At 41.9% G+C, this 19972-nt stretch carries 19 protein-coding genes; 3 read left to right on the top strand and 16 right to left on the bottom strand.

Annotated elements, in window-relative coordinates; genetic code table 11:
- Positions 1-56: 56 nt before the first annotated feature.
- The 12 genes from ACSW3C_RS05380 to parE all read right to left on the bottom strand — a co-directional run bounded on the left by ACSW3C_RS05380 (position 57) and on the right by parE (position 12782).
- Positions 57-407, bottom strand: coding sequence for a hypothetical protein (locus ACSW3C_RS05380; protein ID WP_486561293.1), 351 nt, complete (start codon positions 405-407; stop codon positions 57-59).
- A gap of 51 nt (positions 408-458) precedes the next feature.
- Positions 459-1238 (bottom strand): SDR family oxidoreductase, encoded by a 780-nt coding sequence (locus ACSW3C_RS05375; RefSeq protein WP_486561292.1) that lies wholly within the window; start codon positions 1236-1238, stop codon positions 459-461.
- A gap of 140 nt (positions 1239-1378) precedes the next feature.
- Complete coding sequence (locus ACSW3C_RS05370; RefSeq protein WP_486561290.1) at positions 1379-2356, bottom strand: LCP family protein; 978 nt, start codon at positions 2354-2356, stop codon at positions 1379-1381.
- Entirely contained in the window at positions 2346-2873 is a 528-nt protein-coding gene (locus tag ACSW3C_RS05365; protein WP_486561288.1) for a sigma-70 family RNA polymerase sigma factor, read from the bottom strand. Before ACSW3C_RS05365 ends, ACSW3C_RS05370 begins: the two co-directional genes overlap by 11 nt.
- 225 nt (positions 2874-3098) lie before the next feature.
- Positions 3099-4109 carry a hypothetical protein gene (locus ACSW3C_RS05360; RefSeq protein WP_486561287.1) on the bottom strand — a complete coding sequence of 337 codons (1011 nt, stop codon included), beginning with the start codon at positions 4107-4109 and terminating at the stop codon, positions 3099-3101.
- Positions 4110-4790: 681 nt separating this feature from the next.
- Positions 4791-5339: a GNAT family N-acetyltransferase gene (locus ACSW3C_RS05355; RefSeq protein ID WP_486561284.1), complete on the bottom strand. Its 549-nt coding sequence runs from the start codon at positions 5337-5339 to the stop codon at positions 4791-4793.
- A gap of 142 nt (positions 5340-5481) precedes the next feature.
- Positions 5482-5748 carry a CD3324 family protein gene (locus tag ACSW3C_RS05350; RefSeq protein WP_486561282.1) on the bottom strand — a complete coding sequence of 89 codons (267 nt, stop codon included), beginning with the start codon at positions 5746-5748 and terminating at the stop codon, positions 5482-5484.
- Positions 5749-5967: 219 nt separating this feature from the next.
- Positions 5968-6534, bottom strand: a complete 567-nt coding sequence (locus ACSW3C_RS05345) for a GNAT family N-acetyltransferase (RefSeq protein ID WP_486561280.1) — start codon at positions 6532-6534, stop codon at positions 5968-5970.
- Between the two features lie 9 nt (positions 6535-6543).
- A complete protein-coding gene (locus ACSW3C_RS05340; RefSeq protein WP_486561278.1) occupies positions 6544-6795 on the bottom strand; it encodes a hypothetical protein in 252 nt (83 codons plus the stop codon).
- A gap of 273 nt (positions 6796-7068) precedes the next feature.
- The gene (locus ACSW3C_RS05335; RefSeq protein ID WP_486561276.1) at positions 7069-8298 is read right to left on the bottom strand and encodes an MFS transporter; all 1230 of its coding nucleotides are present in this window, start codon (positions 8296-8298) and stop codon (positions 7069-7071) included.
- A 90-nt stretch (positions 8299-8388) separates the two neighbouring features.
- Positions 8389-10818 (bottom strand): DNA topoisomerase IV subunit A, encoded by a 2430-nt coding sequence (gene parC, locus ACSW3C_RS05330; RefSeq protein ID WP_486561274.1) that lies wholly within the window; start codon positions 10816-10818, stop codon positions 8389-8391.
- On the bottom strand, positions 10815-12782 hold the full coding sequence (parE, locus tag ACSW3C_RS05325) for a DNA topoisomerase IV subunit B (RefSeq protein ID WP_486561272.1): 1968 nt from the start codon (positions 12780-12782) through the stop codon (positions 10815-10817). The genes parC and parE overlap by 4 nt, the downstream gene beginning before the upstream one ends.
- A gap of 270 nt (positions 12783-13052) precedes the next feature.
- Here parE and plsY point away from each other — a divergent pair, with 270 nt between their 5' ends.
- The 3 genes from plsY to ACSW3C_RS05310 all read left to right on the top strand — a co-directional run bounded on the left by plsY (position 13053) and on the right by ACSW3C_RS05310 (position 15218).
- Positions 13053-13655 carry a glycerol-3-phosphate 1-O-acyltransferase PlsY gene (gene plsY / locus ACSW3C_RS05320; RefSeq protein WP_486561270.1) on the top strand — a complete coding sequence of 201 codons (603 nt, stop codon included), beginning with the start codon at positions 13053-13055 and terminating at the stop codon, positions 13653-13655.
- 33 nt (positions 13656-13688) lie between these two features.
- Complete coding sequence (locus tag ACSW3C_RS05315; protein WP_486561269.1) at positions 13689-13982, top strand: HesB/YadR/YfhF family protein; 294 nt, start codon at positions 13689-13691, stop codon at positions 13980-13982.
- 300 nt (positions 13983-14282) lie between these two features.
- Complete coding sequence (locus ACSW3C_RS05310; RefSeq protein WP_486561267.1) at positions 14283-15218, top strand: C40 family peptidase; 936 nt, start codon at positions 14283-14285, stop codon at positions 15216-15218.
- Positions 15219-15403: 185 nt separating this feature from the next.
- On the opposite strand, the gene ACSW3C_RS05305 is transcribed toward ACSW3C_RS05310, so the two are convergent.
- From ACSW3C_RS05305 to ACSW3C_RS05290, 4 genes are all read right to left on the bottom strand, one after another.
- Positions 15404-16792 carry a Mur ligase family protein gene (locus ACSW3C_RS05305; protein WP_486561266.1) on the bottom strand — a complete coding sequence of 463 codons (1389 nt, stop codon included), beginning with the start codon at positions 16790-16792 and terminating at the stop codon, positions 15404-15406.
- A gap of 35 nt (positions 16793-16827) precedes the next feature.
- Complete coding sequence (locus tag ACSW3C_RS05300) at positions 16828-17874, bottom strand: YheC/YheD family protein (protein ID WP_486561265.1); 1047 nt, start codon at positions 17872-17874, stop codon at positions 16828-16830.
- Positions 17875-17924: 50 nt separating this feature from the next.
- Complete coding sequence (locus ACSW3C_RS05295) at positions 17925-18359, bottom strand: hypothetical protein (protein ID WP_486561263.1); 435 nt, start codon at positions 18357-18359, stop codon at positions 17925-17927.
- Between the two features lie 96 nt (positions 18360-18455).
- Positions 18456-19832, bottom strand: coding sequence for a Mur ligase family protein (locus ACSW3C_RS05290; protein WP_486561261.1), 1377 nt, complete (start codon positions 19830-19832; stop codon positions 18456-18458).
- Between the last annotated feature and the right edge of the window lie 140 nt (positions 19833-19972).

Genomic DNA, 19972 nt, shown 5'->3' with positions numbered 1-19972 from the left:
TCTCCTCCCTGCTGGTTTGTATTTGTAATATTTTTCTAGTTAACCGAACCTGATTGCTAATCATTACTTCTCCCATACTTTCCACTGTTAATAGCTTTACGATATTTTCCATCTTCCTCAATAGCAATTGCTTCATCCGTATTAATATCTTTTATTGAAAAAAAACTAGTCCCTTTTTTGTACTTGTTTGAGAAGTTTCCTGAGAATGTCCCTTCCTTATCCGAATACTTAGTTACCTGCCCGATTTCTTCATCTATTTCCTCTACATATTCATTGCTGACTTCATACATATCACCTTTCCATACAACAAATGATGAATTCCAGTCAGCACTACTAGAACAACCGAAAAGACCAACCACAAAAACTGAGAATGTGACGAGACAACAGAGAGAACGTAACGCTTTCATTAAATACTTCCCTCCCCCACATTTAAGAAAATGTGTGTTAATTGCCATACTTTATCTCCCAACAAAACCGCCTTCAGATTTAATAACTTGTCCAGTTATCCATCCAGATTCGTCACTCGCTAGAAATTTTATTAACCTCGCAGCATCTTCCGGCGTTCCCACTTTTCCTGTAGGGAAAAGACGTGATAAGTTTACCTTTGTTTCATTATCCATCCAACCTGAATCAGTCGGTCCAGGATCAACTGAATTTACCGTAATACCAAGAGAAGCAAGTCCAACTGACAACGGTTCAGTTATTGCAATTAACATGCCTTTTGAGGCAATATAGGCTAGATTATTGGGATCTGGGCCTTTCGAGACAAGGTTAATAATCCTTCCTCCACTTTTTTCCGGGAAGGCTTTCTCAAACCTTTTGGCAAATTCCGTGCTTAATAAGATTGTTCCTCTATTGTTCACCATATAGTGATCATCCAGGACTTGTGCATCGATGTTTCGAAAATCAACTAGTTTGTCATATGCTGCGTTATTTATCAGTACACTTGGCGTTCCAAGTTGTTCTTCACACCTATTCAGAATGGCATTTGGCGTTTCCAGCTCTGATAGATCCGCCGCCATATGTTCACAGCGTACTCCTGAATTATTGATGTTCTTACGTAATTGATTTGGAAAATCACTTTCCGAACCATTCCCCTCACTTTCATCATAATTGCACCAATGCGTAAAAAAGATATCAGCACCCGCTTCTGCGAGCATTAAACAAATTGCAGCTCCAATCCCTTGAGAACGACTTGCTCCTGTTACAATTGCTATTTTCCCTTTTAAAATTCTCATAATATCCCCCTCGTGGATGCTTCGCAATCTATCCTTAATTTTTACAGTCGAGCTCCTTCCCTTGTATCGTTTTGAACTCGAATCAAATAACATATATTAACTATAGGTATTACTCACTTAAGTCAGATGGCAATCTCTGTTTAGTCAAAATGAGTTAACTCTTCCGTTACAGAGTGTAGAAAAGCTTTATCGAATGTAATATAGTATTTTTTATTAATCATAACATCATTTATCCCTTTGAATAACGATACAGACTGTATGGTGGGAATTTCTCTTTTACCGTTAAAAAACGGCTCAAATGGGATATTTCCTTCGACTGAATGATTTTTTTGTATCCGTGAAATTTCATTTTTAGTTTTATCCATCACTACATTTATGATGTTCAATAAGTCTTCATCATCCAAGTTTTTCCTAACTGTTGCATCCATTAATAATGCTAAAACCTCTTCTCCATTCAACCGATTTATTCCCTTTTGGAATTCGAATGCCGCTTGAGAAATAGCTCTAACTCTAATTTCTTCCTCAAGTTCATGATCTATTCCACTTACAGAATTAATCGCTTGTGAGAAAGTATCTAAATCGATAACCGCATAATAGTCAATTGGTAAATCAAATAGTTCAGACACAGTATTCTTTACACTCTCTGCCCCAGCCCCCTCCATATAAGCAAAGGTCATTTTATCGTATATTATCGTACCATCCTTATTCTCTATTGGAACATAAGTATCTCGTGGAATAGATAACACTTTCACCTTTTCTTTGTCTTTATTATAAGTAAATAAAATGTTAATAGGTATTCTACTCGTTTCATCTTTAACAGATATAAGGGTGGTGATGACTTCGTCTTCCTTAGACACTGATTCACTTGCTGCCAGGTCTTTCTTCATAGGAAAAACGCTTACAGACGAAAATAATGGTATAAACAATAAAACACATAAACCTACTACTAATAAAGAAATGGTAAGCGGCGCAAAAATTCTCGTGGAAATTCCAACTGGTTTCTTGTTAACATTCTTTTCAAGTTCAGCAATCTTCCGAAATACTTTCTTACGATCAGCGCTTGTAAAACGTAATTCTTGATCTGCCGTGATTTTTTCTTCAATGAATTTACCTTTCATGAAGTTCCGCCTCCCTTATCAATGGCTCCAATCTTTGCTTTGCTCTTCTTAATCGAGTTTTTATAGTATCAACTGAAACGTCTAAAACTATAGAAATTTCCTCTGTACTTAAGGATTCATAGTAATACAAATAAACGACTTCCCGATAAATCTTAGGAAGAGAAAAGATCGTATCCTTTAGTCTTTTATTATTTTGTTTATCAATAACTATCCTCTCTAAAGATGGTAATATGGACTTTGTTGTTTCATTAATAAAACTTTTCACCTGCACCTTTTTGTAATTCCAACTCTTTAAATAATCCTTACATTCGTTAATTACTATTCGATAGAGCCATGTTTTTAATTGAGAATCTTTCCGAAATGACTCCAGATTGTTATAGCATTTGATAAACGAATTTTGCACCATATCCTTCGCACTCTCACTATCTTTCACATAGGAAAACGCTAATCTTACCAATTCATCTCCATATCGAATCATCAGTTTTTCTAACATAAAGTCTTTTTCTTCTTTTTTCAATCTTCTATCCCCCCTTCCATCCTTCTCCAATTCAGCAATTAGACGATTATCAAATCATATTGGGTTCAAATTAATGAAGATCCCAGTTTTCTATTAACTTTATCCACTTGGCATAGGCAAATTAGGTTATAAAAAAACCCTAATCGTTAATTACATAGTAATCAACGATATAGGGTTAAGTAGTTTTACTGAGTTGATTATAGGTGTGCTAATATAAGTTAGTAGTTACCAAAAAGATAACATCTCATCTTTTCGATCTTTTAACGTCTTTATTACAAAAGTTCGATACTCCACCAGCTCCGGAAACTGATAAAAGAAATTCACTTTTTCTTCTGCTACCGTTTGAGGATCGGTATTATATGGCGTTAACATAAAGAATGCGAAAGACTCCGCAATATCTTCATAGGGATTTAAACTGGCGTAGATCGTAATAAATGACTCTTTTTGCTCTTCATAAAATGCAATCCTATCTTCTACAGACTCATATCCGCCCTGTAGCCATTGCTCCTCATAGTTCTTCCAATAGGTTTGATAAAAGTGGTTCATATAACTGTCAGGGTTATAACATTCCCCACCATGCGGCTTGAAATAAAATTGTTCTGCTGGACAGGTATCCGAAATGACAAAATCCGCTTCATTCCATGACACAAGATGCCCATATTCATGAACTAGTATGGGTAAAGTATGAGATTGAAGCCACTGCTTTACCAAATTAGAAGGTATATACAATTTATCTTCATAAGTATTTACATGCGTATAAATATCCTCTTGAAAATCAATCATTTCCACATTTATTGTATTTCTATTGAATATAGCAAGAACAAGGTCAGCTATGCCTGTGAACATACTTTCTTCTTCGCCTTTTGTCAAAACAAATTGTTCTTCTTTGATTTCATAACGTGCGACAATGGGAACTTCCTCTTCCCATGTATTTGTAGCCAAAACAGACTTATCTTCTTCCGTGTATATATTTAAAGACGACATTCGGTTAGACGCATTGAGCCCACCTAAGAAATCATAAAAAAACTCACTTCCATATTCGTCCCCCAAATCACGGCATTCTCCGATTGTTTGACAAAGCTCTGAATCGATCGCCTGAGACCAATACTCATCGGCAGCTGTTTCTACTTGTTCTGCCTCTTCGACCATCTCTTTCTCCACCAAGTCAACATTCGTGTCCGCATCCGCCTGCTCTTCTTTTTCACATCCCCCAAGTAACACCGCAGTAGCAATCAATCCAAATATCACTAACCTTTTTATTCAATTTCCATCCCCTTTCAACCGTTTCCAGGAGTTGATTTTAGTTATTATGCATGTACTAATCACTTTCTTGAGATTATCATCCCCTTACATCTGGGGTTACTGTTAATTGTAGAGTTAATTGGAATTATTTTATTTCATACTCCAATTATATCAGATTATTTAATGTGTGTATTGCAGTCAATCACCATAACTTCAGTCGGTAATAATTGAATAATTTTAATAATATATAAGTTAAGTGTTACAATAGAGTAAATGGTTCGTACTGTAAGTTAAAGCAGGGGGAGGTACAGATGTAATGGATGTAAAACAGCATGAAGAATATTGATAATGGAAGGAGCGCGTTGAAATGAAAATACTCTCAAATACAGACTGGATAGTTAGCAGAATTGCCATAACAGCACTTATTGGGACTTTTATTGGTATCTTTGTCGTTAATCGTGAACTAAATCTCACATTCGCACTCTGGTATCTCTCCATCGTTGGCTTCGTAGTAGCTTGTAATGCGATTTACGTGATCTTCAAAAGAAAGAAGAATAGCGATAAGATAAATGCCAATGAACATTCCCGATAGTTTGTATTAAGCAGATAGAGAGAAACAAGAAAAACGCACTCAAATGTGCGTTTTTTGGACTGATAATCTCTGTAATACATGTGCTAATTTAATTTACTTTCCCGATTATTAAATCGAAAAATTGTCTGGTATCCATTAAACGTTTCGCCGTTTATCTCAGTGAACGCTCCATTTGTATAATTGGACAAACACTTTCTCCAAAATTTCTGTCCACCAATGTTTTTCTCAAGCGGGTTAGTAAATAGCTCCCATTTTCCTTTAAATTGATCAAAGACTATATGGGCTGCTTTTTCCGCAATCCCCTTCCCCCGTAATGATTGAATTAAAAAGAATTCATTAACAAAAAAATCAATTCCTTTATTGCAATAAGGCGGGGTTGCAATGAGGATAAAACCTGCCGGCGTTCCCTCTGCTAAAATTAGAAAAGGAAAAAGTACGTCCTTCTTTTCCCACCAAATATTTTGGATGTCATACTGATCTTGCAACGTTTTAATATCGTTACTTTCCTCATAGATTCCATGGACATTAGGGATCCTTTCATAGTGCCCAGAAAGATCATATAAGTATAAGGGATATAAGTTTTTAATAATGTAAGCATCACACTTTTCAGTTAAGCGAACTTCTAATTTCATAGCCTTCTCCTTTACCTAGTTGGATTTGTATCTGTCGTCATTGTAATAGAAACAGGCAATTGAATGATAGATAATAAATGATTCGTAACTGTTCTTTACATAAAAAGTCACACCAGATTTAGCACAGTGTGACAAAACCATTCTATTTTTTTGTATAAACTATTTTCTTAATGCTGTCATGAGAGAGAAAAAATTGGTTGGAAAGTTGTTCAATCGTGACTCCATGAGAAAATTGTTGTCGGATGGCATGGTTTCTAGCATTTAATTGTTTTTTAATACCCGAACGCTCGCCCCATTTCTTATGTGAATCCTTTGCAATTGGGACGTAAACCATTTCTCCATTTACATATTTCTGTAATTCCTCTACGAGTTCTTTTGGTAATATACTCTCTGCGTTCAAATATTTCATGTTCCATTTGCTCCTTAAAATATATTATTTAAGGTAGCAAAGTCAGCACTACATCTTAGAATACTTCTTTGGCGGAAATGGATCCTGGCCCTATACAAACAACCGCCGTTGTTCATAGTGCAAACTTTGCATAGAGCAGCTCTGTAACTTTCCCTTATTTTGTGCCATATAGATCCTCGCTCCTCTCAGTTCAAATATCTCAAATTCGTCATGCCTTGATTAGAATTCAAATTCAAACGACATCAATCGATGTGAATAATTAAACCCCAATTTTTCTGCAACCCGTTTGGAAGGTTCATTTGATTCATCAGTCGCCCAATATACACTAAACCCACGCTCCAGGCACTCGCGAATGTATCGTTGACCCAGGAGCGTTGCCAATCCTTTATTTCTTGCATTCTTATCGAATGTTGCAACATACACCTCGTGTCGGTCGCCATTCACGCAACAGGAATAGCAAGCACTTATCACCTTTTCATTTGATAAAACAGCATATCCTAAACCGTATTGATTAAAAGTTTCCGCCGATGACCAGTACTCAGTCAATTCGTCACGTAAATTCTCGTGTGTGTGAATTAATCCCTCTGTAATCTTAACAATCGAGTACTCGTCCTCCAAAATTTGCAGAGAGTGCTTTACTCCCTTTTTGATTTGATTGGAATCCAATTCATAATAGACACTGTAGCCGACGAAATAACTTCGTCCATTCACTACTATCTCTAATGTCTTTTTCCATCTCTCATCAAAGATGCGGGCGATAAACCAAGTCCCGCCACATAAATCCATACTATCTTGCTATAATTGTGTAGAAATAAAATAACCCAGATGGCTGTTAAACGCCTCATTTTCTGGATCTCCAAGCAAGAAGTACTCTAATCCGACGGCATAGACAATCGCGGTTCGCGGCTCTTCTACTTGATCCACATAAATAATGCCTCGATTCATCCCGTTTATAACTGCATTTAATACATTCTCATTCATTTCATATTGGCTAACTAGAAGTTTAATTATCTTATCATAACTATCTTTTGGCAGCGTGACGATCATTATAAAGTCCTCCACTTCGGGGTTAAGGAACGAGTTTATTATGCTCGGATTAAATATCAAAACTGACAGATCAAATTGCAGATTAGTTTGTGCTTTGTTTATTGTTATTTAGCTTAGATAACCTTGATCATCTCTATAATTCTTCACATTGCGAATATCAACTTTCCTAAAGTGTAACACTATGTGTTTTGTAATATCAACCAAATATGAAACCAATTAGGAATAAATGACTCAAACCTTACTCCTAATCCAATAGAAAAAAACCGCAAAGAGTTATACACTCTCTGCGGCTACCACCGGTTCAACCGGTTGCTGTTCCAATATAATCTTCCGTTTTTTCATCATAAAGAAAAATAGTCCTGTCAACGTGATGCTGATGATACTGAAAGTGATCATCATAGTTTGCAAGCCAATTAAGTCCAAAAATGCTCCTGCCGTTAATAAAACGACTTGGAATACGACACGTTCGAGCATATTTCGGAATGAGAAAAAGCGTCCGTGGTACTCTTTTGGCATCCGTTTTTGGAAGATGACCATTGCGGTAGGGAAAAAACAGCCGAGCGAAAACCCTAAAACGGCAAAAGAACTTAAAATCATGAATAAATGATCTGCAAAAAACAACATGAATTCAGACAAGCCGACGATCATTGCAAAAAAGAATAAGATTTGCGTCGTACTCCAGCGCTTGGCTATTAGTTTGATGACTACCGAACCAAGCATGAAAGCGACCCCTTCAAACGTATAAATCAGTCCTTTGATGGAGGCCATCTGCTGTATTTCACTAACATTGATGACAATTAGGTTAAATGATCCTAAAAACAGCAAGGGTATGAGCGTCATAACTAATGTCATGCCGACGGCTGGAAACTTTTTTAACACCGGAAATACTTCCATGAAGCCGCTATTTTGAGGACTGGCTCCGGCTGCCTTTCCATTGCTCTTTTCTTCGTCAATTTTCAATGACAATGTAAAGAGGAGTAAAATTCCATAAGCGATGAGTGAAATGAAGTAGAGAGACGACAGCGACCAATAGACGAGCATGACGCCTGCCAGCGCAGTCCCTGCCACACGGGCAATTGTAGCGACATTCATATGCATGCCATTCATCGTCAGCAAATCCTGCTCTTTGACGACTAACGGTATGGCGGATTGCAAGGCCGGAAAATAAAAAGTGGCCGACAATTGAATCCCAATAACAAACGCGATCATCCAAGCAATTGAACCGGTTTGCAAAGCCAGCAGCATGAGCAATACACTTGCCAGCCGGCCAATCCCTGATACGATCAGGACGGTCTTTTTCCTGGACTGGTCAATAATTCTTCCTGCGAGCGGTCCTGCCAAAATACCTGCTAATAACCCGACTGATAAAATGAGAGCTTTCACAAAATCAGACGGTACTTTCTCCTGCATGAATTCCAAATTCCCTATTATTCCCGTCCATAGGCCCAGTCCTGCAATCATCTCCCCTGACAAGATGATCCAGACATTGCGATTCCTCCACATATTCCCACCCCAGCCTTAACTATTTCGATTCTCGAATTATTATAATCGAATTCAATGAAAAAGTCACGGGCCTTTAGCCCGTGACTCCAATTAATCGAATTGAACTTTAGGTTCTTTGTACAGACGGACGGCTTGACCATCTTTTTGTTCGTCTGTAATGAAGCTGCCGTTCGAATAGCGATCGACCAGCCGAAGCGTACCGGCTGCAAACGGTATTTTCTTGCCTTGAGCAGTCATCAGTATGAGTTGATCATCCGTTTTTGCTAATGCTGTACCTATAATTCGGTGAGGATGGCTCTTTAGCTCTTTCAAGACAACGAGTCCTCGCTGTGCCCTGCCCGCTGTTTCGAGTTCTTTTAATGCCATCCGTTTCACTGCGCCGCGTTGCGTAGCAATCACGATTGACTCTCCCTGATCTGTAACGGTTTCAATAGAGACGACAATATCATCCGGCTTCAAATTGATCCCCTTCACACCGGCCGTTCGGACGCCGGTTTGGGAAAGCTCTGTTAGAGAGAATCGCAAGCCGTATGCTTGCTGGGTGATTAGAATAACATCTTCGTTTCCTTGGACAATTCGGGCATCTACCAGGCGATCGCCCTTCTTGACGTTCATCGCCTTGAAGGTACGTGAGTAGCGTTGTACTTGGAAATCTGCCAGCTGTGAAATTTTGATATTTCCTTGCTCTGAAACGGTAAGTACCGAAACATTGGCTTCAAAAGAATCAAAGCCAAGCACCGCAGCAACCTCTTCACCTGATTCAAGCGAAATGATACTCGAAATATGCTGTCCAAGATCCTTCCAGCGGATGTCCGGTAACTCATGGACAGGCTGATAGATATAATTGCCGTGTGACGTGAAGAGCAGCAAATGGTGCTGTGTATTCATGACAGATTCCATCAGACTGAAATCCGACTCTTTCATCTCCTGGCCTGCGCCATTAGAAGCCGAGTAGGACCGCATGCTTGTACGCTTCACATACCCGTCCTTTGTAACAGATACAACAACCTCTTCACTTGGCACAAGGATGTCGAGATCCACTTTAATACTTTCAATCTTCTCTTCAATGACAGAGAGTCTAGGCTCTGCGAACTGCTTGCGGATTTCTAGCAATTCCTTCTTAATGACAGAAGAAAGTTTGCGATCGCTTTTCAGGATTGCATCCAATTGATCGATTAATTTACGAAGGGATTCATCTTCACGCTGCAGTTCCGTAATATCCGTATTCGTCAAACGATATAGCTGCAAGGAGACGATCGCTTCCGCCTGAACTTCAGTAAATCCAAACTGAGCGATGAGATTGTTCTTTGCATCCCGTTTATCTTTGGAAGCACGGATTGTTTTGATCACTTCATCCAAGATGGACAATGCCTTCATGAGACCTTCCACAATATGCAGACGGTCTTTTGCTTTTTGAATATCGTACTCCGAGCGCCGCGTCACAACATCTTTTTGATGATCAATATAGGCATCCAGCAGCATCGGAAGAGACATCAGCATCGGACGTCTGTTTGAAATCGCCACCATATTGAAATTGTACGTAATTTGAAGGTCTGTGTTCTTCAATAGATATTGCATGATCCCATTGCCGTCAATATCCTTCTTCAGTTCAATAACAATGCGCAAGCCGGTACGGTCCGATTCATCCCGGACGTCCGCGATTCCGTCCAATTTACGATCCAGACGTAATTCATCCATCTTTTTCACTAGGTTTGCCTTGTTCACATCGTACGGGATTTCCGTCACAACAATTTGGGATTTCCCTGCCTTCAACGATTCGATTTCATACTTGGCCCGTATAACGAATCTGCCTTTACCCGTTTCATAAGCTGTTTTAATGCCGTCGGTTCCTTGGATGATGCCGCCTGTCGGAAAATCAGGTCCTTTTAATACGGTCATTAATTCTTCTACCGAAACGTCTGGATTGTCCATCCGCATCAACACAGCATCAATTACTTCATGAAGCGCATGAGGCGGAATATCTGTCGCATATCCCGCTGAAATTCCTGTCGAGCCATTCACCAAAAGGTTCGGGAATCGGGCGGGCAATACAGTTGGCTCAGGCTCTGTATCATCGAAGTTTGGAATAAAATCCACTGTATTTTTCCCGATATCGCGCAGCATCTCGCCGGCAATTGCGGAAAGTCTTGCTTCCGTATAACGCATGGCGGCAGCTGGATCGCCGTCAACAGAACCATTATTTCCGTGCATCTCCACCATCAGATGACGCAGTTTCCAATCCTGGCTCATCCGGACCATTGCGTCATAGACGGACGAATCGCCATGAGGGTGGTAATTCCCGATGACATTCCCGACTGTTTTCGCCGATTTTCGGAATGCTTTATCATGCGTATTCCCTTCATGGAACATCGCATACAGGATACGCCGCTGAACGGGCTTCAGCCCGTCACGTGCATCGGGCAATGCCCGGTCTTGGATAATATATTTACTGTACCGTCCAAATCGGTCCCCGATGACTTCTTCCAGTGGAAGGTCTTGGTAACGTTCTGTTGCTGTCATTCAGAGTCCCCCTCATGGAGAAATTCATTTTCCAATATATTTTGGTCTTCTACGCCGAAATCAACATTGCTTTCAATCCATCGGCGGCGTGGTTCAACTTTATCACCCATTAACGTCGTCACACGGCGTTCCGATTGGGCGCCGTCTTCAATCGTCACCCGGATCAATGTGCGTGTTTCAGGATTCATCGTCGTTTCCCAAAGCTGTTCCGCATTCATCTCACCGAGACCTTTGTAGCGCTGGAGCATATAGCCTTTGCCGATCTTCTTAATGGCGGCATTTAAGTCCGCCTCAGTCCATGCATACTCGACTTTCTCGCTTTTGCCTGTCCCTTTAAACACTTTGTAAAGCGGAGGCAGTGCAATATATACTTTTCCTGCTTCAATAAGCGGCTTCATATACCGGTAGAAGAACGTGAGGAGCAGAACTTGGATATGCGCTCCGTCCGTATCGGCATCGGTCATAATGATCACTTTGTCGTATGCGATATCGTCAATATGGAAATCGGCCCCGACTCCGCCGCCGATTGCGTGGATAATCGTGTTGATCTCCTCGTTTTTCATAATATCTTCGAGCTTCGCCTTTTCCGTATTGATGACTTTACCCCGAAGCGGCAAAATCGCTTGAAAAGTACGGTCTCGTCCTTGCTTTGCAGAACCGCCCGCCGAGTCTCCCTCGACCAAGTATAATTCGTTTTTCGACGCATTTCTGGATTGGGCAGGTGTCAGCTTGCCGGATAGGAGCGTATCTGATTTCTTTCGTTTCTTTCCGGATCGAGCATCTTCACGTGCCTTCCGTGCAGCTTCTCTTGCTTGCTGCGCGCGGATTGCTTTGCGGATCAAGTTGGCGCTCAATTCAGCGTTTTCCTCAAGGAAATAAAGGAGCTGCTGTGAAATGATGCCGTCCGTTGCCGTCCGTGCTTCGCTTGTCCCAAGCTTGCCCTTCGTCTGTCCTTCGAACTGGAGAATTTCTTCCGGAATACGAACCGAAACGACAGCTGAAATTCCTTCCCGGATATCAGAACCATCCAAGTTCTTATCCTTTTCTTTCAAAATGCCAGTCTTTCTGGCATATTCGTTAAACACACGGGTCATCGCAGTTTTTGCACCCGTTTCATGCGTACCGCCATCTTTTGTCCGGACGTTATTAACGAAGGACAGGATGGTTTCGGAATAACCGTCGCTGAATTGAAATGCGAACTCGACCTCGATCCCTTCGGCAACGCCTTCTAGATAGGCCACCTCATGAAGGGTATCTTTTTCCTCGTTCAAATAAGAGACGAATGCCTTAATCCCTGACTCATAATGGAATACATCCTTTTTATCGGTGCCTTCTTCCGCCAGGACAATTTTCAAGCCTTTCAGGAGAAACGCTGATTCCCGTAAGCGCTCAGCCAATGTATCGTATTGGTATTTGATTGTGGAGAAGATGGTCGGGTCCGGTTTGAAATGAATCAATGTCCCTTTTTCCTTGGACGTTCCGATTTCCTCCAGCGTGGTAGCTGGCTTGCCGCCATTTTCAAATCGTTGGCGAAATTTCTTGCCATCACGATAAATGGTTACTTCCAACCATTCGGAAAGCGCGTTGACGACTGAAGCTCCGACCCCGTGCAAACCACCACTTGTTTTATATCCGCCTTGTCCAAACTTTCCCCCGGCATGCAAGACGGTGAAAATGACTTCTGTCGTCGGCTTCCCCATTTTGTGCATTCCGGTAGGCATACCACGCCCATAATCCCGCACACTGACGCTGCCGTCTTTGTGAAGCATGACGTCGACTTCATTCCCGTAACCCGCCAATGCTTCATCCACTGCATTATCTACAATTTCATAAACGAGATGATGAAGCCCTCGTGCATCAGTGGATCCGATATACATCCCTGGACGTTTCCGTACCGCATCAAGACCTTCCAATACACTGATCGAATCATCATCATACGTATACACTTCTTGATTCTTCGTCAAATTGCAACCCCCATCAAAACAAATGTTCTCTTTTTTATATATCGTAACGCTACAAGAAAAGCTTGTCAAATCAACGTTTTCATGTAGCTCGCTCAATTTATTGTATAGAACAACGCTGTAATATGCAATGACAAGAGGAATTTCCGTCCAATTGGCAACAACTTGACTACATTCTTTTCTTAACAGGAAAGACACATTTGTAAATCTCATTGTCCCCTTCCTGACGTTCTGCTAAACTAACAGTAACGGAATTATGTAAAGGGGACCATTATGGAAACAGCTATTTTACTACTTCTTGCGTATCTGCTCGGCTCTATCCCTTCCGCCCTTTGGATAGGCAAATTATTTTTCAAAACAGATGTCCGCGAGCATGGAAGCGGCAACTTAGGGGCGACCAACACTTTTCGTGTGTTAGGCAAAACAGCAGGTTTGATCGTCACCGTTCTCGACATATTGAAAGGTACCGCAGCTGTCCTGCTTCCATTACTTCCTTACTTCAGTGATGTGAACATCCATCCGCTCGTGATCGGGTTCATGGCGGTGATCGGGCATATCTTTCCTGTATTCGCTCGCTTCAAAGGAGGAAAGGCAGTGGCCACTTCCGGCGGGATTCTATTAGGCTACAATTGGCCAATTTTCCTCATTGTCCTTTTGACCTTCCTGATCGCCTTAAAGATCACGAAAATGGTTTCATTATCCTCTATGATCGTAGCAGCCGTTGCTTTCATTTATACGGTCATCTACTATTTCATGACAAAGGATATCTACTTGATGATCATTGTCGGGCTTATGGCCATATTTATTTTTTACCGCCACCGCGCAAATATAACGAGAATCAAAGCAGGAACCGAGCCAAAGGTGAAGTGGTTGTAATACAATAGGACAAACCGAAAGGCGGGATGCTGAATGAAAATCGTTTTATCAGAGGAAGCTTTGGAATGGTTCCATGAGGAAATGGGTGTGGAACCAGGTGATGAAATCAAATTCTTTGCACGCTATGGCGGTGCGAGCCCATTGCATGAAGGATTCTCATTAGGCATAAGAAAAGAAGGCCATGATGAAATCGGCGTGGAAACGAAGCAAGACGGCGTCCTTTTTTACATCGAAAAGCGTGATGAGTGGTATTTTTCAGGGCACGACCTGCATGTAACGGTTGATCCACAATTGAATGAACTGCACTTCTCCTATGAAAAAGCGTAAGCCTCTTGCGCTTTTTTTCTTTCCCCATAATTTACTTTACATAATATTATTATATCACACCAATTACTCTTCCTCTCCCCTTTCCTTCACTCCAACAATTGGTTGCCTGCATGGTAAATACCTGAACATTCCAGTTGTAACCTTTGTAATGCAAATGTAAAGAAACGTGAAACCTGCTGTTATAAGAGCGTTTGTACGAACTGGTAAAATTCCACGGGATTAATTTCCTGACAACCTTTCAATTTTTCTATGATACTGTAAAGGCGTTCCGAAACTTTGCATACATACAAGGAGGAAATTATGAATAAAAAAATTATATCGGCTGCATTAGCCGCCACAGTCACTCTTAGCTCATTAGCCATCCCGGCAGTTAATCCGGAGCCGGTAGCTGCTGCTACTCTTGCATCGCAACCTACTACAGCGGCTGTAAATGCGAAAGCTGATCAATTGATAGCAACAGCGAAAAGCCTCATTGGCAAAGCGACTTACAGCAATACACAATATAAAGATACATATCCATATAAGTTTTCTTGCGCTTCATTTCTTATGTATGTATTTGAGAAAAACGGCGTTGACCTTGGTACGTATAACGAGGATTATATGATGAAACAAGGGACATACGTGGCAAAAGGACAATGGAAAAAAGGCGATCTCCTCTTCTTTAAATCAAAGAAAACAGGTACAGACCCGGACCATGTTGTCATGTATATTGGCAATAACAAAGTCATTCAAATGGCCGATCCTAAGCAGAAGATTGTTATTACAGATATGAATAGCAAACCCTATTACAAAGATAACTACGTTGCGGCTCGTCGCGTCCTACCGGGTTTAATGTCTTCATCACCTGCAACAAAGGGAGATAAAATTGTTGAATCGGCATATCAACTGCGTGATAAGGCGACAATCGGCAGCGTGACGAATCCAAGTGCGATGAAATTTACGAGCCTTGGATATATCAATTATGTTTATAAAAAACAGAACATCACCCTTCCGGCTACGTCTCTATCGGCTTTGATGGCCAAAGGTACAACGGTCTCACGCGCCAACTTGAAAAAAGGTGATTTAGTATTCTTTAATAGTGTGAAAGGATCGAAAACGCCTAGCTTGGTCGGGATCTATGCCGGTGAATACCGCATTATTATTCCAACGTCCTCTGGTGTCCAATCCCGTGTCCTGCTTGTCGACTATTATAACTCGCACTATATTACAGCGAAACGCTTCATCTCAGGCAACTGATCCGAATTAAGGGCTGAACCCGGCTTCCGGGATCCAGAGGTGCCGTAGCCGCCAATATGCTTTATGGTCTACTATCGCTCCATGATCATAACTCTTGCCAAAAAGGCGAAGGAAAACTTGACGGTTTCCTTCGCCTTTGCTTTTTTCGTGTTTTGCAGGATAAACTAGAGAAGTTTTGAGCTAGATTATTTCTTCCTCAATCCTTTGGCGAACTCGATCAGACCTTTACTTGACATGGGTCCTTTAATCAGAACAATTGTATTTTGATCTAACAGAGGAGCGACAATTTTCTCCACACCTTCCACCTGCTTGAGCATTCGAATTTCTGCCTGGCTGCCTGCCCGTTTCGCCTGGCGGCCGATTTCCTCCGCCTTGCTGCCGATAGTGATCAATAAATCAATCGGCTGTTCGGCAATAAGATCTCCGATTTCCCGATGATATTTTTTCTCAAAACGGCCGAGACGGTTAATATCGCCGACGACAAAAATAATTTTTTTCTCTCTGCCCAGTTCTTTTACTACCTGCAATGCCGCTTTGATAGACGTCGGATTGATGGTCCACGTATCGTCAATGATGGTGCTTCCAGAAACCCCTTCAAAGAATTGCATATGCCGCTCGGGATTCGAGAAGGTTGCCAGCTGATAGATGGCATCTCGCTCAGCCAGTCCCATTTCAGTTGTCGCCGCAATCGCTGCCAATGCATTGTACACTTGATGTGTTCCGTAGCCTGGCACAAATGCTTTATAGGAATCACCCGCATGGATCAGCGTAAAGGACATGCCTCCCTCTGCGTACCGTATATCGGTTGCTTGATAATCCGCTTCTTCCTGGATGCTAATATAAATGATTTTATTGCCTTTAAACGTGGAAAGACCGACTTTTTTTGTGTTCTCGTCATCCTTGTTTAATATGAGCGTGCCACCTTTAGAGATGCCTTCTACAATTTCGCCTTTCGCACGGATATAGCCATCGAGATCATTGCACCCGTCTAAATGATGGACGCCGATATTTGTCAGTATGCCGATAGTCGGTTTATAAATCATACATTGGTGTTTAATGTTCCCTGAGTTGCCGAGACCGTGTTCGAACACAGCTACATCTGTCTGTTCGTCCATTTGCATTAAATAAGGGAAGGAGCGCCGCGGTTCATTCTTGCTGCTGACCGAAGCGACAACATGATATTTCGCACTCATGATGTGGCGGATCATGTCCTTTGTGGTCGTTTTCCCGCAAGTGCCTGTAATGGTGACAACAGGAATGGAAAACAAGCTACGGTAATAATTGATGAACGCCCAATATGCCTGAACGAGGCTCGGAACTTGTAAAACTGTTACACCCTGGATGTCTTTTTTCATTTGATCTGCCGGTTTATCTGTAATGAGTAAGACGGGAGCTTTGGAACGGATTTCATTCCAGTTGACCGTCTCATTTCGATGGATGAACATCATTGTATGTGTACGGGTGAAATCATGGCGCTTATAGTAGATCACATGCTGCACTTTCCAATTGACAGGTCCATATATATGCTCTGCCTTTAGAAGCCTCTTGATGGTTCGCACGTCTAATGGTTTCATAGGTTACCTCCCTTCCCTAGTTGCAAGAGTTCATTTCATCTCTGTCTTCTGAGCTGCATAATCGTCCGGTACATCTCTTTGTCTTCAAGTGCATGGAACATAGACAAATCTGGGACATAATTCCCTTCCAGGATATATATACTTCCACATTGAGTGATGCCAATATCAAAACCAATGATGTCTGGCTCGGGGCTGACTTGCTCCAAGTGCTTAGCGGCTGCAAGACACAGCCTTTGGATTCGATCCTTCACTCTCCGTATTCCGAATCGGGCAACAGAAGATTGTGGTATGGCTTCTTCAAATGTCATCAATTCTTTCGCAACATTAGTCACAAAAAAATCCGAAGCCGCCACTTTAACGAGCATCCCCGTAACCATCCAATGATTTTGATTTCTTTGGACGACGACGCGTATATCGAATGGGCAAGCCTCAATTTCTGCTAATCTCAATTTCTGCTGAACAATATACGGTTTTTTAGCGAGCTCTGCTTGCGGCAACATCTCCAATGCTTCAGCGAAAGAGCTGCAGCTATGGATCTCATCCCATTGATGGAGATCAATACGATCATCTGTCTGACGGATAATCTGAATGATGCCTCTCCCTTCCTGGCCGATACACGGTTTCAAGAGGATTTCCTTATACCGTTCGAGGAATTGTTGGGCAGTACCAGCTGTATAGATTTCTGTCGGCGGCAAGTATGGCTGCAACCTGATTTTATTTCTCAATAATGTATATTGGCTCCATTTGCTATTGCGGAAATGAAGTCGTTTTTGTTCCAGCTCCACTCTGCCATCTGAAGTGCATGTAACGTTCAGGACAACGGTTTGGCACTCCTTATACCTATCTGCAGACTGCTCTGCAAACTGTTGCAGTGTTGTTCGATTTCTGGCAAACCGCCAACGAACGAAAACGTGAGGTGCCGCAGCGCCCTCCATCTCAATGATGGACGCGATTTGCCACGGCAACTCCACTTGATCCCGATGCATGGTGACGATGTAACGCTCATCAATCTGCCGGACTTTTATTGTCTCGGACTTAAAATAGGTTGTCAGCGACTTAACATGCTCTGTCATTCTCCACATTCGCTTCACCACTTTCCGAATCAAGCAAGTTTCCCAATCAGTTCTTTGACTTACTTACAGCCGCGAGCCTCAATGGAACCTTGCTTGACTGGAGCAGCCCCCAATTGGTCAAAGAAATCGTAAATCTCGAATTCTTTCACGACATCGGCTTTTGCCATTTTGGAATAATCACTGAAGATGGCTTGAAAGCCATACGTGATTCCATTGATGACGCCTGTGCCTTTGACCGTCACATCACAGCGATAGTCTCCTCCGCAGCATGTCACTTGCTTAAAGGATGTTGCATGGAACGTAAAATTCCGTGCACCGTTATTTTCGGTGTCAACAAAACGCACCGTTAGCCGTGAACTACCAGGTGTGGACACACAGACATTTGCGGTATAGGTGATCGTCCCGCAGACGGTGCCGGGTACACCTTCAAATTTGACCCGATTATGTTGCGACACTGCATTGACGCGTACGCCACAAGGGCAAACAATACCCATTAGAAATCCCTCCCTTCACTTTTATACTGTAGAATATTAACAGCCCTGCGATAGCGGCTTGGTGTTTGTCCATCATGGGAGTTCAATAAGGGTTGATCAGCTTTTCTTCTTTAGTGAGGCTGCAACCAAATTGACCGACTTGCTATACATATCGCCTTTAACAAGGACGACAGACTGATCATCTATCAAGTCCTGTATGAATTCAATTGCGCGGATATGATTATTAAAAGCCATGATCTTCTGTTTTTTTCTTGTTTTTGCTACGGTTTGCGCCATAATTCGCGCATGCTTTCCGATTGTTACGAGGATATCGATTCCACTATTGGCGAGCATATCCCCTGCATTTTTATGAATGATATATCCCCAGGAACCAAGGTCGGTGATGGTGCCAATGATCGCAATTTTTTTCTTTCCCCGCCCGATTTCATTTAATACATTCAGTGCAGCTTGCAAAGAGGTGGTCGTTAGACTCCACGTATCATCAATTAAGATCGATCCTTTGATGCCTTCTTGAACTTGTAATTGCTTGTTCAATGGCGAGAAGGTCTTCAGACCGTTTGCCGCCTCGCGAAGTGACATGCCGATTTGATGGACGGCCGCTATAGCTGCCAAAGCATTGCTCACTTGATGGTATCCATATCCCGGCACAAAAATGGAATGCCTCTCACCGCCATGGTCTAAATAGAATCGCATGCCACCATCTGTAAATTGGACATCTTTCGCGATATAGTCGTAAGCTCCATTGATTCCGACAGTGATGATTTTCCCTTTGTAGTTTCGATTTACTTTGCGGATGGTCGGGTCGTCCATATTCAAAATCATCGATCCTGTCTCTCCGACTGCGGTAAACAATTCACATTTTGCTTCAATATAACTTTCCAACGTCGTGCAATAGTTCAAGTGATGTTCCCCGATATTGGTGATGATGCCGATGGTCGGTTTAAAATATCTGCCCGCATTTAAAATATCTCCAGGAGCGCCGACAGCCGTTTCAAATACGGCCGCTTCGGTATCTTCATCCATGCTGAGTAAATAATGCAGATGCGCTGTTCGGGAATTATTGCTGCTGTTCGTGCTGGCGATCTTCTTTCGAGCTGATAATATATGCCGGATCATTTCTTTAGTCGTCGTTTTTCCGGATGTCCCTGTAATGGCGATGACCGGGAGATCCAGCAAAGATCGATAGTAATCGACAAAAGACCAATAAGCATCATTGGCATCAGCAACTCGGATAATTGTCAAATCGGCGAGATGTGTATTGTTTCCTTCCTCCGAATCCGTCACAAGGACGAGTGGAAAATAGTCTTTCAGCTTCGCCCAATCGACGATATTTTTTCGCATGAATAAGATGGTATGCGGATGCTTTAGCTGCTTGATTCGATATGCGCCATGCTTGACGATCATCTGATCCGAGCCTTGAATTAATTCGCCCCCCAGCCTCTTTCTGATTTGGCCCACGGTTAACGGTTTCATCGTTGTATTTCACTCCTTTCGCATGTTTCAGTATATGCAAACGTCCTTCGGATGCTTGGACTAACACCTTTTTTAATACAATGAAAACCTTCAGACATCAAGATACTTGACCATGTACCCAGCACAATCCGACATACGAT

It is taken from the genome of Sporosarcina sp. AD_1 (assembly GCF_057373025.1).
The sequence above is the reverse complement of the archived record's forward strand: the minus strand, read 5'-3'. Positions and strand labels throughout refer to the sequence as shown.